Genomic DNA, 14,704 nt, shown 5'->3' with positions numbered 1-14,704 from the left:
CGGGGTTCCGGGGCCCAGGCGTTCCGGCGTTCCGGGTGGGCCCGGGCTCGGGGCGACGAGGACTCAGGGCCCGGGGGCCGCGAGGGCTCGGTGTCCGGTGTCGGGGTCTGGAAACCGCGAGCTTCCGTCTCGCTCTTCTCTCTGGTTTCAGGAGCATGATGAACCTCTCTTCGTCCCGTCGTCCGGAGCTTTTCGCCGCCGGTGCGGCCACCGTCACCGTCGTGCTGTGGGCCTCCGCGTTCGTCTCCATCCGCAGCGCCGGCGAGGCCTACTCGCCGGGCGCGCTGGCGCTCGGGCGGCTGCTGGCCGGAGCCCTGACGCTGGGGGTGATCTGTCTCGTCCGGCGGGAAGGGTGGCCGCCGCGGGCGGCCTGGCCGGGGACAGCGACGGCGGGCCTGCTGTGGTTCGGCGTCTACATGGTCGTACTCAACTGGGGCGAGCAGCAGGTGGACGCCGGGACCGCCGCCCTGGTGGTGAACGTGGGTCCGCTCCTCATCGCCCTGCTCGGCGCCCGGCTGCTCGGCGAGGCGATGCCACCGCGGCTGCTGGCCGGGATGGTGGTGTCGTTCGCCGGTGCGGTCACCGTGGGACTGTCGATGTCGGGCGAGGGCGGGTCCTCCGTCCTCGGGGTGGTGCTGTGCCTGCTGGCCGCCGTCGCGTACGCCGCCGGGGTCGTGGCGCAGAAGCCGGCGCTGGGGCGGGCGAGCGCCCTTCAGGTCACGACGTTCGGTTGCCTGGTCGGGACGGTGCTGTGCCTGCCGTTCGCCGGGCAGCTGGTGCACGAGGCGGCGGACGCGCCGCTCTCCGCGACGCTCAACATGGTGTACCTCGGTGTCTTCCCGACCGCGCTGGCGTTCACGACCTGGGCGTACGCCCTGGCCCGGACCACCGCCGGGCGGATGGGGGCGACCACGTACGCGGTGCCGGCGCTGGTGGTGCTGATGTCGTGGCTGGCGCTGGGCGAGGTGCCCGGCCCGCTCACCCTGGCTGGCGGGGCGCTGTGCCTGGCGGGAGTGGCGGTCTCCCGGTCGCGGAGCGGGGCCCGCGGGTCGGGGGCCGCGGCGCCGGGAGCGGTTCCGGAGCCGCGGCCCGAGCGTGCCTCACGGTCGGCGTGAACGCGCCCTGTCGGCCAGCACCTTGATGGACACCAGGGCGATCACCGAGAGCAGGATGATGTAGCCGGAGACGGCCATCGAGGTGCCCGTCGCCTCCAGCAGCAGCACCATGATGAAGGGCGCGAGCCCGCCGCCGCCGACGGCCGCGATCTGGTAGCCGAGGGAAGCGCCGGTGTAGCGCATCTCCGGCGTGAACAGCTCGGCGAACAGGGCGGCCTGGGGGCCGTACATGATGCTGAGGAAGCAGCTGGCGACGAAGGTGGCGACCGCCAGCCACAGCAGCGAGCCGGTGTCGATGAGCAGGAACAGCGGGACGGCCCAGACGGCGATGCCGACCGCCCCGACCGTGTAGATCCGGATGCGGCCGAACCGGTCGGAGAGGGCGGCGGCGCCCGGGATCAGCACCAGCTGGGTCAGGCTGACACCGAGCGAGACGGCGAGCACCGCTCCGTGGTCCATGTCCAGTTCGCGGGTGGTGTAGTCGAGGACGCCGGTGATGATGATGTAGAAGGTGGCGGTGTTCACGGCGAAGGAGCCGCCGGCCAGCAGGACCGTGCCGAGGTGACCGCGCAGGATCGCGCGCAGCGGGGAGGACTGCTCGCTCTGCTCCTTCTCGGCCAGCGCCCGCTCGGCCTGCCGGAACTCGGGGGTCTCCTCCACGCGGGTGTGGATGTACCAGGCGAGGCCCAGGACGAGCAGGCCGACCACGAACGGCACCCGCCAGCCCCAGGCCTCGAACGCCGACTCGGAGGTGAACGCGCCCGCCAGCAGGAAGACGGTGTTGGCCGTGACCACGCCGATCGGGACGCCGAGCTGGACGACGCTGCCGTAGATGCCGCGCTTGCCCTCGGGGGCGTACTCGGTGGCCAGCAGCATCGCGCCGCCCCACTGGGCGCCGACGGCGACGCCCTGGGCGATGCGGAGCAGGACGAGCAGGATCGGCGCGGCGACGCCGATCGTCTCGTACGTCGGCAGCAGGCCGATGCCGGTGGTGGCCACGCCCATCAGCGTGAGCGCGAGGACCAGCATCGGCTTGCGGCCCTTCTTGTCACCGAGCTGACCGGCGACGATGCCGCCGAGCGGGCGGGCCAGGAAGCCGACGGCGAAGGTGGCGAAGGAGGCCAGGACCCCGGCGGTGGGGCTGCCGGCCGGGAAGTACAGGTCCCCGAGGACGAGGGCCGCGGCGATGCCGAAGACGAAGTAGTCGTACCACTCCACGGCCGAGGCGAGGGCCGCGGCGGTGGCGACGCGGCGGCGGTTGGCGGTCGACGGGGCGGCGGTGGAGAGCTGCTCGGCGGAAGGAGGCTGAGCGGAGGGGGTGGTGCCCATGCGTGCACGCTCCGGGGTTGCGAGGGGGGACGTGGGGGGCGTTCCCGGGAACGTACTGACCGGACGGTATGTGGTCAACGGTCGTGCAGGAAGTTTGTGCGAAACGGTGCCCGGGACGGCCCCGACGGGCTGACGGGCCGGGGGTGACCTGGGAGGTCAGGAAGGACGGGTGGCCAGAGACAGCCCTCGGAGGGGTGCCGGGGACGGTTCCGGCACCCCTCCGCGGTGCCCGTCTAGAAGATCACCAGGGCCCGGCCGCCCTTGCCGGCGAGCATGTTCTCGAAGGCCGCCGGGATGCCGTCCAGCGCGATGCGCTCCGTCACCAGGGCGCCCAGGTCCAGGCGGCCGGTGCGCACGTGCTCGGCCAGCACCGGCAGGTCGCGGGCCGGGTCGCAGTTGCCGTAGACGCAGCCGGACAGGGTGCGGCCCCAGTGGAAGATCTCCAGGGCGTTGAAGGTGACCTGCTGGTCCTTGCCGCCGATGCCGACGACCGTGGTGCGTCCGCCACGCCGGGTGGAGTCCCAGGCGGTACGGATGGCGGCCGCCCGTCCGACGCACTCCACGGCCACGTCGACGCCCTGCTTGCCGGTGAGGGCGCGGATCTCGCGGGCGGTGGTGTCGGAGGCGAGGAGGTACTCGGTGGCGCCGGCGGCGCGGGCCAGTTCCTCCTTCTCGGGGGAGACGTCGACGGCGACGATCGTGGAGGCGCCGGCGATCCGGGCGGCCTGGATCGTCGCCAGGCCCACTCCCCCGACGCCGAAGACGGCGACCGTCTCGCCCTCGCGGACCTGCGCCGAGTGGTGGACGGCACCGTAGCCGGTGAGCACGGCGCAGCCGAGCAGGGCGGCGTCGGTGAGCGGGATGCCGTCCGGGGCGGGCAGCACGCAGGACGCCGCCACCACCGTCTCCTCGGCGAAGGCGGCGACGTTCAGGCCGGGGTGCAGCTCGGTGCCGTCGTCGGCGCGGCGGGCGTACACGTCGGCGGCGCCGGCCAGGGCGTTGACGCACAGCCACACCTCGCCGAGCGAGCAGGGGTGGCAGGCGCCGCAGGACGGCGCCCAGTTGAGGACGACGGCGTCGCCGGGGGCGACGTGGGTGACGCCCTCCCCGACGGCGAGGACGGTACCGGCGCCCTCGTGGCCGAGGACGGCGGGGAGCGGCACCCGCATGGTGCCGTTGGACAGGGACAGGTCGGAGTGACAGACCCCGGCGGCGGCGAGCTTGACGCGGACCTGGCCGGGGCCGGGCTCGGGCAGCTCGACGCCGGTGATCTCCAGCGGGGCGCCGATGGCGGGGACGACGGCGGCACGGACAGCCATGACGGAAGCAACTCTCCTAGAACTGGAGGGACTTGGTCTGGAGGTACTCGGCGAGGCCGTGCGCGCCGAGCTCGCGCCCCACGCCCGACTGCTTGTACCCGCCGAAGGGGGCCAGCGGGTTGAACCGCCCGCCGTTGATGTCGACCTGGCCGGTGTCCATGCGCCGGGCGAAGGCGACGGCCTCGCTCTCCTCGCCGGCCCACACGGCGCCGGCGAGGCCGTAGACCGTGCCGTTGGCGATACGCAGGGCGTCCTCCTCGTCCTCGTACTTCAGGAGGGACAGTACCGGCCCGAAGATCTCCTCCTGGGCGATGGTCATCTCCGGCTCGACGTCGGCGAAGACGGTGGGGCTGACGTAGTAGCCCCGCTCGCGCGGCGCGTCCGGGCCGCCCGCGACGAGCCGGGCGCCCTCGGCGACGCCCTTCTCGATGTAACCGCGCACCCGCTCCTGCTGCTTGGCGTTGACGACCGGGCCGATGCGCTCGCCGTACTTGGCGGCGGCCTCCGCGGCCAGTTCGACGGCCTCGGCGTACTGGTCGCGGTGGACCAGCATGCGGGTCCAGGCGCTGCACGTCTGGCCGGCGTTGGACATGACGTTGGCGACCCCGACGTTGACCGCCTTGGCGAGGTCGGCGCTCGGCAGGATGACGTTGGCGGACTTGCCGCCGAGTTCGAGGGCGACCTTCTTCACGGCGGCGCCGGCGGTCGCACCGATCCGCCGGCCGACGGCGGTGGAGCCGGTGAAGGAGACCAGGTCGACGCCCGGGTGCTCGGCGAGGGCCTGGCCGGCGACCGGGCCGAGACCGGTGACCAGGTTGAAGACGCCCGCCGGGACGCGGGCCTCGTGCACCGCCTCGGCGAACAGCTGGGCGGTGAGCGGGGTGTCCTCCGCGGGCTTCAGGACGATCGTGCAGCCGGCGGCGAGTGCCGGGGCGACCTTGGCGACGATCTGGTGGAGCGGGTAGTTCCACGGGGTGATGGCGCCGACGACGCCGATCGGCTCGTGGTGGACGGTGGAGTTGCCGACCTTCTCCTCGAAGGCGTACGTCGCCGCCAGCTCGGCGTACGAGCCCGCGACGGCGATCGGCGCGCCGACGTGCACGGCCTGCGAGAACTTCAGCGGCGAGCCCAGCTCGGCGGTGACGGTCTCGGCGATCTCGTCCTTGCGGGCCACCAGGACGTCCCTGAGCGCGGCCAGCCGCGCGGCCCGCTCGGCGGGCGGGGTGGCGGCCCAGCCGGGCAGGGCGGTGCGGGCGGCCCGTACGGCGGTGTCGACGTCGAGTGCGGTGCCGGCCGGGACCCGGCCGATCACCTGCTCGTCGGCCGGGTTCACGACCTCGATCGTGTCCCGGCCGTCGGCGGGTCGCCAGGTGCCGTCGATGTACATGCCGTCGTGTGCCTTCATGGCGTTCCTTCCGGGCGGGCCTCGTCGTCCGAAACTCCAAACTAGCGCCGTTAGTTTTCTGGCACCAGGGGCCTCCGGAATGGCACGGGTCACCGTGCCGCCGGTTCACTCCTCCAGATCGGGCAGCCGTGCCGGGGCCGGGCAGATCCGTTCGCCGTGCTGATCGAAGACGAACAGGTGGGCGAGATCGACGAGGAGGGGGACCTGCATGCCGTGGCGGAGGTCGATGTCGGGGGTGGTACGGACGATGAGGTCGCCGGGGAGGCGCCCATCGGGGGGCGCGGGGGCGGGCCGCGGGCCCGGCGGGTCGTCCAGCACGGCGACCGGTCCGGCGCGCAGGGCCGCACCGGCGCGCTCCCTCAGGCGGTCCAGGACCGTGGCGTCGCGGCTCTCGCGGCGGCGGCGCCGGGAGGGGCGGGCGGGCCGCGGGGCCTCCAGCTCCGGTACGACGACGGGGCGGGAGCCGGTGTCGAAGTGGACCAGCGCCTCGTGCCCCTGGAACTCGACGTGTTCCACCAGGCCGGTGATGTGCACCTCGCCGGGGCCGGCGGCGGCGGGCTCGCCGATCCGCACCGCCTCCGAGCGCAGTCCGACGATGACCTCGCGGCCCTGCTGGACGCGCAGCAACTGGTGGTCCGGGGAGAGCGGTTCGGGCAGGCGCAGGAACTGCTTGCCCAGGCTGATGCTCATCGCCCCGTCGAGCGGCGCGCGGACCAGGCCGCGCAGCAGGTTGATGCGCGGGGTGCCGATGAAGGCGGCGGCGAAGACGTTGGCCGGCAGGGCGTAGACCTGGCGCGGGGAGCCGATCTGCTGGAGGGCGCCGCCGCGCAGCACGGCGACCCGGTCGCCGAGCGACATGGCCTCGGACTGGTCGTGGGTGACGTACAGGGTGGTGACGCCCAGCTCCCGGGTGAGCTTCGCGATCTCGGCGCGCAGATGGCTGCGGAGCTTGGCATCGAGGTTGGACAGCGGCTCGTCCATCAGAAAGGCGGTGGGGTGGCGGGCGATCGCCCGCCCCATCGCCACGCGCTGGCGTTCGCCGCCGGAGAGCTGGGCGGGGAAGCGGTCCAGGACATCCTCGATGCCGAGCATGCGGGCGGTGGCGTCCACGCGGGGCCGGGGGTCGGTCTGCGGGTCCTCGACCCGCAGCGGGAAGCCGATGTTGCCCCGGCTGGTCATGTTCGGGTAGAGCGCGAAGTTCTGGAAGACCATCGCCATGCGCCGCTCGGCGCGGAGCAGGTGGTTGGCGTACTCGCCGTCCAGCAGCAGCTCTCCCTCGGTGATCTCCTCCAGGCCGGCGATCATCCGCAGGACGGTGGACTTGCCGCAGCCGGAAGGGCCGAGCAGGACGAGGAACTCGCCGGGCGCGATGTCCAGCGACAGCCGGTCCACCACGCGGACGCCTCGCGGGTAGGTCTTGCTCACGTCGTGCAGGGAGATGGCGCGTGTCATGAGGGGTGCCCCCCGGGGCCGACTTGAGCGCTGAAGCTCCGCGGTCGGACGCCTCGTGCGGGTCGAACGGGGCGTGTGGGTCACGGAAGCTAACGGAATGTGCGCGGCCGGGGAAGACGCGGGACGGTATCGGGCGCCACTGTCCGACCGGTGAGAAAGCGGATGCCTGTGTTCCTGCAGCCGTGGCCGTCGCGGCCGGGCCGCTGCGGCGTGACAGTTCCGTCCGGTGCGGTCGGGGCAGCCACGGCGGCTACCGGGCGGGTGCGGTCGGAGCGGTCCCGGCGGCTACCGTCCGGGGCGGTCGTGGTGGGCCGTCCGGGGCGGTCAGGGTGGAACGGCCGGTCCGGCCGGGGCCCGCGTCAGCGGGAGGCGCGGCCCGGCAGGCGGGGGCGGCGGGAACCGCTTCCGGGGGCCGGGTCCTGCGCCGGTCCGGCCGGGGAGCGCAGGGCGACGCCCGCGGAGAGCAGGAGCAGCGCGCCCAGCATGGAGAACGGTGCGGCCACCCCCGCGACACCGGCGACCAGTCCCGCCCCGGCCGGCGCGGCGGCCTGGCCGAGCCGGTTGCCGCTCAGGCGCAGGGCGAGGGCGGTGGAGCGGGCCTCGGCGGGAGCCGCCTGGACGACGGTGGTCATGGACAGCGGCTGGCCCACCCCGAGGCAGAAGCCCAGCAGGACCAGCATCAGCGCGAGCACCCACGCCGGCACCGGCAGCGCGATGCCGGCGCACAGCAGGGCGGCCAGCAGGCAGGTGACCGTCAGCAGCAGGGTGCGGCCCACCAGCCGCAGCAGCGGCGTCAGCACCAGCCGGCAGGCGATCGTGGCCGCCGCGCGGAGGCTGAGCAGCACGCCGATGACCGACGGCGCGATGCCCCGGTGCTCGCCGACCACCGGCAGATAGGCGGTGAGGACGTCGGTCGCGGACAGTACCGACAGACTGATCAGGATGCCCGCGGGTACGCCGCGGGCCCGCAGGATGCGGTGCACGGGCACCCGCCGTCCCCGCTCGGTACGGGGACTGGCGGCCGTCGGGTGCTCGATCCGCCACAGCGACGTGAACGCCATCGCCGCGCCCGCCCCCGCGACCAGCAGGGCGAGCGCGCTGCCGGCCGCCATGGTGTGGCCGCCGACCAGCGAGCCGGCCGCGACGGGGCCGACGAGCTGGCCGAGCGAGGCGCCGATCGTGAAGTGGCCGAAGTTGCGGTCCTGGTCCTGCGGCGCCGACTGCCGGGCGACCAGCGACTGGGCGCCGATCACGAAGCACAGGTGGCCGAGGCCCATCACCCCGCTCCACAGCGCCATCGCCCACAGCGAACCGGCGGCACCGCTGAGCGCGCAGCCACCGGCGATCAGCACCACGCCGGCCGGCAGCAGCGGCGCGCACCTGCCGTGGTCGGTCCGGCGGCCCAGGGGCACGGCCGCGAACAGCGGCAGCAGCGCGTACACGCCCGCGATGACGCCGACCGCCCGCTCGTCCGCGCCCAGCGCGAGGGCCCGGTAGGAGACGGCGGGCCGGGCCATGGACACCGCTCCCTGCGCGAAGCTGAAGGCGATGACGAGGCGGAGCAGCCAGCCGCGGTTCCCACCGGGCGCCATGTCGCGTGTCCTCCCAGCCGGTTCAGACGATGCCGAACAGGATGCCCGCCGCCAGGATGATCAGGCAGGTGAGGGCGGCCCACTTCACCACGAACCGCGTGTGGTCGCCGAACTCGACCCTGGCCATGCCGACCAGGACGTAGACGGCCGGGACGAGCGGGCTCGACATGTGCAGCGGCTGGCCGACGATCGAGGCGCGGGCGATCTCCAGTGAGGACACCCCGTGCGCCTGACCGGCCTCGGCGAGGACCGGGAGGATGCCGAAGTAGAAGCCGTCGTTGGACATGAAGTAGGTGAGCGGCAGGCTGAGCAGGCCGGTGACCAGGCCCATGTGCGGGCCCATGCCGTCGGGGATGACGTCCACCAGCCAGCGCGCCATGTGGTCGACCATGCCGGTGCCGGTGAGCACACCGGTGAAGACGGCGGCGGCGAAGACCATGCCGGAGACGTTCAGGACGTTGTCGGCGTGGGCGGCGATCCGGGCCTTCTGGTCGGCCATGCGCGGGAAGTTCACGGTGAGCGCCACCGCGGCGCCGAGCAGGAACAGCACCGGGATCGGCAGCCACTGCATGATCATGGCGGTGAGCAGGACCACCGTGAGCAGCGCGTTGAACCAGTACAGCTTGGGGCGCAGGGTGGGCCGGTCCGGGTCGAGGGCCTGGAACCGCTCGTCGTCCTCGGTGCCCGCCTCGCCGCCGCCATCGCCCTCGCCCTCGCCGGCACCGGACCGGGTCGCGCCGCCGGCCTTCGCACCGCCGGAGGAGGCCGGGCCGCCGGAGGAGCCCCCGGCACCCGCACCGGCACCGGCACCGGCGCCGACCAGGACGGTCTCCTTCTCCTCCACCAGCACCTCGTCCAGCGCGAGCGTGCCGAGCCGCTTGCGCTCGCGCAGGCCGAGAACGTAGGAGAGGCCGATGACGAACAGCAGGCCGACGGCGAGCGCCGGGATCATCGGAACGAAGATGTCGCCGGCGTCGACCTTCAGCGCGGTGGCGGCACGGGCGGTGGGGCCGCCCCAGGGCAGGGTGTTCATCACGCCGTTGGCCATGGCGGCGACACCGGTCAGCACCACCAGGCTCATCTTCAGCCGCTTGTACAGCGGGTACATCGCCGAGACGGTGATCATGAAGGTGGTCGAGCCGTCGCCGTCCAGGGAGACGATCGCGGCGAGCAGCGCGGTGCCGACGACGATGCGCATCGGGTCCGCTTTGCAGAACCGGAGGATGGCGCGGACGATCGGGTCGAACAGTCCGACGTCGATCATCACGCCGAAGTAGACGATCGCGAACATGAGCATCGCCGCGGTGGGGGCGAGGTCGGTCACGCCGTCGATGACGTAGTCGCCGAGCCGGGCGCCCTGGCCGACGAGCACGCAGAACAGCGCGGGGATCAGCACGAGCGCCGCGATCGGCGACATCTTCTTCAGCATGATCAGGACCAGGAAGGTCGCGATCATGGCGAAGCCGAGGATGGTCAGCATGAGTGGATACCTAACGTTCGCCCTTGAACATCCCACCGGGCAGGCGGTGCGACGACGTTAGGTGCCGCAAAGCGGCGTTAACAAGACGTTGACGAGCGAGCAATAAGCGCAAAACTCCAGGTCACAGCCCTGCTTACGGTGCCGGGGTCAGCTCGACGGGCACCCCGTTGAGGACCGCGTTGCCCGACAGCGGGTCGAGCAGGCTGCCGTCGAGGAGCTGGTTGACGTTGACTCCGGGGTCGTCGGCGGCGTGCCGCAGCCGGGTGCCGGGCCGGTCGTGGCCCCAGCCGTGCGGGAGGCTCACCACGCCCGTCCGGATCGCGTCCGTGACCTCCGCCGGGGCCGTCACCTCTCCCCCGGCGCCCTTGACGCGTACCGCCGCTCCGTCCCGCACGCCGAGGCGTTCGGCGTCCTCGGGGTTGATGTGCACGGTGCAGCGGTTGGAGCCGCCGGTCAGGGCGGGGATGTTGTGCATCCAGCTGTTGTTGGAGCGCAGGTGACGGCGGCCGACCAGGACGAGCCCGGCCGGGCGGTCGGCGAGCGCCCGCCGCAGCCGGGGCAGGTCGCCGGCGATCGGCTGCGGCAGCAGTTCCACCTTGCCGCTGCGGGTCTTCAGCGGCTGCGGCAGGCGCGGGCACAGCGGCCCGAGGTCGATGCCGTGCGGGTGCGCGAGCAGCCTGTCCAGGGTCAGCCCGTCCGGTCGTACGCCGAAACCGTCGCCGTAGGGTCCGAGGCGCAGCATCAGGTCCAGCCGGCGCTCGGGGCCGTTGTCGCCGGTGAGCAGTCCGGTCAGTTCACCGGGGTCGCGGCCGTGCACGGGCGAGTGCGGGTCCTGCACCGCCTTGCCGAGGGTCTGCTCGATCACCATGGCGTCGACGGCGGCCGGGTCGGCGCCGTGCATGCCGCTCACCGCCAGGACCAGCCGGGCCAGGATCTCGGTCTCCGCCATGCGGCCGGGCTCCAGCGGCACGGCGGGGCGGGTGTAACGGACCTGGTTGTGCACGGCGAGGGTGTTGAGGGCGAAGTCGTGGTGCGGGCTCTGGGCGGGCGGGGGCGGCGGCAGCACGACGTGCGCGTGGCGCGAGGTCTCGTTGAGGTAGGGGTCGACGCTGACCATGAAGTCGAGCGAGTCGAGGGCCTTGTCGAGGCGGTCGCCGTCGGGTGCGGACAGCACGGGGTTGGCGGCGATCGCGAGCAGGGCGCGGATCGGCTCGCCCTCGTCGGTGGCGGTGTCGATCTCCTCGGCGAGGGCGGACAGCGGCAGTTCGCCCTTCGCCTCCGGGTGCCCGCTCACCCGGGAGTGCCAGCGGCCGAGCGCGAAGCCGCGGCCGGGTCCGGCGGGGCGCGGGGTCTTGTCGGTGGCGGCCTGGGGGAAGAGGGCGCCGCCGGGCCGGTCGAGGTTGCCGGTGAGGATGTTGAGGACGTCCACGAGCCAGCTGGCGAGGGTGCCGTGCGGGACCGTGCAGCTGCCGATGCGGCCGTAGACGGCGGCGGTGGGGGCGGCGGCGAGGTCCCGGGCGAGGGTGCGGATCACGGCGGCGTCCACGTCGCAGGCGTCCGCGGCGGCCTCCGGCGTGAAGTCCCGCAGTGCGTCGCGGAGTTCGCCGAGGCCCTGGACGTGCGGGGCGAGGGCGCCGAGGTCGGCGAGGTCCTCGTCGAACAGGACGTGCGCCGTCGCGGCGAGCAGCAGGGCGTCGGTGCCGGGGCGGACGGCGATGTGCCGGTCGGCGAGCTTCGCGGTGCGGGTGCGGCGCGGGTCGATGACGGTGAGGGTGCCGCCGCGTGCCTTCAGCGCCTTCAGGCGCCCCGGGAAGTCGGGGGCGGTGCACAGGCTGCCGTTGGACTCCAGGGGGTTGGCGCCGATCAGCAGCAGGTGGTCGGTGCGGTCCAGGTCGGGCACGGGGATGGCGTTGGCGTCGCCGTACAGCAGCCCGCTGGAGACGTGCTTGGGCATCTGGTCGACCGTGGAGGCGGTGAACAGGCTCCGGGTGCCGAGCGCGCCGAGCAGGACCGGCGGGTAGAGGGCGCCGGCCATCGTGTGCACGTTGGGGTTGCCGAGGACGATGCCGACGGCGTGCGGTCCGTGCCGTTCGACGACCGGCCGGAGGCCCGCGGCGACCGCGTCGAAGGCCTCCTCCCAGGAGGCCTCGCGCAGGGCGCCGTCCCGGCGGACCAGGGGCGTGCGCAGCCGGTCGGGGTCGGAGTCGACGGCACCGAAGGAGGCGCCCTTGGGGCAGACGAAGCCCCGGCTGAAGACGTCGTCGCGGTCGCCGCGGGCGGCGGTGACACGGCTGCCGTCGATGGTCAGGGTCAGGCCACAGGTGGCCTCGCACAGGGGACAGATGCGCAGGGCGGTGCGGGACACGGGTCCTCCCGGTGGGCGGCGGCGGGGGCGCTGGGACGCAGGGACGCAGGGACGCAGGGTGCAGCATACCGACCGGTATGCATGCCGGGGAGCCCCTCGGGCCGGGAGGTCCCGGATTCCCGCGCCGTCCGGTCGGGCACCGCTCCGTATCGGGCACCGCTCCGCGTCGAGCACCCGCTCCGTTCCGTCGGGCACCCGGCCGTCCGGTCGAGCACCCGCGCCGTTCAGTCGAGCACCCGCTCCAGATAGGCGCGCAACAGCTCCCGCGCCTCCTGGAGGATCTTCCGGTCCCCGTCCGGGGCGATCCGGAAGGCCAGCTGCACGAGGGCGTCGGCGGCCTCCACCGCCACGAGGAAGGTGCGGCGCAGGTCGTCGTCGGGGCGGCGGCCGAGGTGGCCGGAGACCAGATCGGTGAGGCGGTCGGCGACGCGGTGGTTCGGCACGCAGGGGCGGTGGCCGACCGGGATCTGGTTGCCGAAGTCGACCAGCGAGAAGCCGGGAGCGGACCGCTTCATCGCCAGGTACTCGTCGAGCACCGTGTCCAGTGCCGCGCGCCAGCCTCCGCCCCCGGCCCCCTCGAGGCGCTCGGTCACGCGCTCCGCGTACCGCTCCAGGTTGCGCTGGGCGAGGGCGTCGGCCATCTGCCGCTTGTTGCCGAAGAAGCGGTACACCGAGCCGATGGGGACACCGGCGCGCTGGGCGACGGCACGGGTGCTCAGGGCGTCGTAGCCGACCTCGTCGAGGAGTTCGGCACAGGCGTCCAGGATCCTGGTCAGCCGTTCGGCACTGCGCCGCTGCACGGGGGCACGGCGGAGCGAGGTCGCGTGGGGCACGGTCTTCATGATGCCTTCCCGCCACTGTCCGGTGAACTGTGGCCTCCGGTACGGACCCGGACCCCCGCGGCACTCATCACGGCACCGGGCTCACCGGCCGCCGGGCCCGCACCGCCGGCCGGGGACCCGGCCGCCCGGACCGCCCCGCCGTCGGAGTGGGGGCGGACGGCGACGTGGTGCGCGCCGGGCGGGACCGGACCGGCGCCGAGGCGGCACTCGGCACCGCGGCCCGCGGTGCCGGCCGGCGGCAGGGCGCGGGCCGAGAGCGCGATGCGAGGTCTCCGCGTCCACGACATGCCGGCGAGCGTAGAACACGAGTCCGACGGCTCGGATCCCCCCTGGGTCGGGTTCCGGTCACGGTCACGAACCCTCTTGCGCGACGGCAACCGCAATCCTACGGTAGTACATAGGAATCAGTCGGCGTGTGTGCCGCGGGTGGCGAGGGAGCGAACATGAGCGATGGGGGTACCTCCCGCGCGAGGGGGTCCGAGCGTGGGGAAGCGCGGAAGACCGCGGAAGGGCTGTCCTACCTGACGGGGTTCGGCAACGAGCACAGCTCCGAGGCCGTGCCGGGCGCCCTCCCCGAGGGCCGGAACTCCCCCCAGCGGGCGCCCCTCGGGCTGTACGCCGAGCAGCTGAGCGGCACGGCGTTCACCGAGCCGCGGGCGCACAACCGCCGCTCGTGGCTGTACCGCATCCGCCCGTCGGCCGCCCATCCGGCGTTCACCCGCACGGACAACGGCGCGCTGCGCACCGCCCCCTTCACCGAGTCCGTGCCGGACCCGAACCGGCTGCGCTGGAACCCCCTGCCCGAGCCCCCGGCCGGCACGGACTTCCTGGCCGGGCTGTGGACCCTCGGCGGCAACGGCGACGCGACCCGGCGCACCGGCATGGCCGTGCACCTCTACCACGCCACCGCCGACATGGACCGCGTCTTCAGCGACGCCGACGGCGAGCTGCTGATCGTCCCCGAGCACGGCGGCCTGCTGCTGCGCACCGAGTTCGGGCTGCTGCACGCCGAGCCGGGCCATGTCGCCCTGGTCCCGCGCGGCGTGCGCTTCCGGGTGCAGCTCCTGGACGAGTCGGCCGGCGGCTACGTCTGCGAGAACTACGGCGCCCCCTTCCGCCTGCCCGACCTCGGCCCGATCGGCGCCAACGGACTGGCCAACCCCCGTGACTTCCTCGCCCCGGTGGCGGCGTACGAGGACGTCGAGGGCCCAGTCGAGGTGGTGAACAAGTTCTGCGGCAACCTCTGGACGGCCACCTACGGCCACTCCCCGCTCGACGTCGTCGCCTGGCACGGAAACCACCTGCCGTACGTCTACGACCTGCGGCGCTTCAACGTCCTCGGGACGATCTCCTACGACCACCCGGACCCCTCGATCTTCACGGTGCTCACCTCCCCGACCGACACCCCGGGCCTCGCGGGCATCGACTTCGTGGTGTTCGCGCCGCGCTGGCTGGTGGGCGAGGACACCTTCCGGCCGCCCTACTTCCACCGGAACGTGATGAGCGAGTACATGGGCCTGATCGAGGGCGCCTACGACGCGAAGGCGGCCGGAGAGGGGGGCTTCGTCCCCGGCGGCGGCTCGCTGCACAACATGATGTCGGCGCACGGCCCGGACCGGGAGACGTTCGACAGGGCGAGCGCCGCCGAGCTGAAGCCGCAGAAGGTCGACGACGGGCTGGCGTTCATGTTCGAGACCCGCTGGCCGGTGACCCTCACGCCCCAGGCGGCCGGGGCCGAGCACCTGCAACAGGGGTACGACGACGTGTGGCAGGGCCTCGAGCGGCACTTCCGCCCGTTGCCATGA

Annotated in this window: 10 protein-coding genes; 2 read left to right on the top strand and 8 right to left on the bottom strand. The window is 73.5% G+C overall.

The genetic code is table 11. The annotated features are described in order from the left end of the window. Window positions 1-158: 158 nt before the first annotated feature. Window positions 159-1,115, top strand: a complete 957-nt coding sequence (locus ACLGIH_RS27495; protein WP_416529491.1) for a DMT family transporter — start codon at window positions 159-161, stop codon at window positions 1,113-1,115. Here the strand turns inward: ACLGIH_RS27495 and ACLGIH_RS27490 are convergent. The 8 genes from ACLGIH_RS27490 to ACLGIH_RS27455 all read right to left on the bottom strand — a co-directional run bounded on the left by ACLGIH_RS27490 (window position 1,101) and on the right by ACLGIH_RS27455 (window position 12,899). Continuing rightward, on the bottom strand, window positions 1,101-2,444 hold the full coding sequence (locus ACLGIH_RS27490) for an MFS transporter (RefSeq protein ID WP_416527971.1): 1,344 nt from the start codon (window positions 2,442-2,444) through the stop codon (window positions 1,101-1,103). The two genes, ACLGIH_RS27495 and ACLGIH_RS27490, sit on opposite strands and share 15 nt — an antisense overlap. Window positions 2,445-2,677: 233 nt before the next feature. Next, window positions 2,678-3,763, bottom strand: a complete 1,086-nt coding sequence (locus ACLGIH_RS27485; protein WP_416527970.1) for a Zn-dependent alcohol dehydrogenase — start codon at window positions 3,761-3,763, stop codon at window positions 2,678-2,680. A 16-nt stretch (window positions 3,764-3,779) separates the two neighbouring features. Further along, entirely contained in the window at window positions 3,780-5,168 is a 1,389-nt protein-coding gene (locus tag ACLGIH_RS27480; RefSeq protein WP_416527969.1) for an aldehyde dehydrogenase family protein, read from the bottom strand. A 105-nt stretch (window positions 5,169-5,273) separates the two neighbouring features. Continuing rightward, window positions 5,274-6,620 carry an ABC transporter ATP-binding protein gene (locus ACLGIH_RS27475; RefSeq protein WP_416527968.1) on the bottom strand — a complete coding sequence of 449 codons (1,347 nt, stop codon included), beginning with the start codon at window positions 6,618-6,620 and terminating at the stop codon, window positions 5,274-5,276. Window positions 6,621-6,979: 359 nt separating this feature from the next. Then, entirely contained in the window at window positions 6,980-8,212 is a 1,233-nt protein-coding gene (locus tag ACLGIH_RS27470; RefSeq protein ID WP_416527967.1) for an MFS transporter, read from the bottom strand. Window positions 8,213-8,234: 22 nt separating this feature from the next. After that, window positions 8,235-9,692 (bottom strand): CitMHS family transporter, encoded by a 1,458-nt coding sequence (locus ACLGIH_RS27465; RefSeq protein WP_416527966.1) that lies wholly within the window; start codon window positions 9,690-9,692, stop codon window positions 8,235-8,237. A gap of 133 nt (window positions 9,693-9,825) precedes the next feature. Then, a complete protein-coding gene (locus ACLGIH_RS27460; protein ID WP_416527965.1) occupies window positions 9,826-12,057 on the bottom strand; it encodes a molybdopterin oxidoreductase family protein in 2,232 nt (743 codons plus the stop codon). A 224-nt stretch (window positions 12,058-12,281) separates the two neighbouring features. Then, window positions 12,282-12,899, bottom strand: coding sequence for a TetR/AcrR family transcriptional regulator (locus tag ACLGIH_RS27455; protein ID WP_416527964.1), 618 nt, complete (start codon window positions 12,897-12,899; stop codon window positions 12,282-12,284). A 443-nt stretch (window positions 12,900-13,342) separates the two neighbouring features. On the opposite strand from ACLGIH_RS27455, the gene hmgA reads away from it, so the two are divergent. After that, the gene (gene hmgA, locus ACLGIH_RS27450; RefSeq protein ID WP_416527963.1) at window positions 13,343-14,704 is read left to right on the top strand and encodes a homogentisate 1,2-dioxygenase; all 1,362 of its coding nucleotides are present in this window, start codon (window positions 13,343-13,345) and stop codon (window positions 14,702-14,704) included.

The organism is Streptomyces hamibioticus (assembly GCF_047946815.1).
Classification (GTDB): Bacteria; Actinomycetota; Actinomycetes; order Streptomycetales; family Streptomycetaceae; genus Streptomyces.
This window is presented reverse-complemented; position numbering and strand designations above follow the sequence as displayed.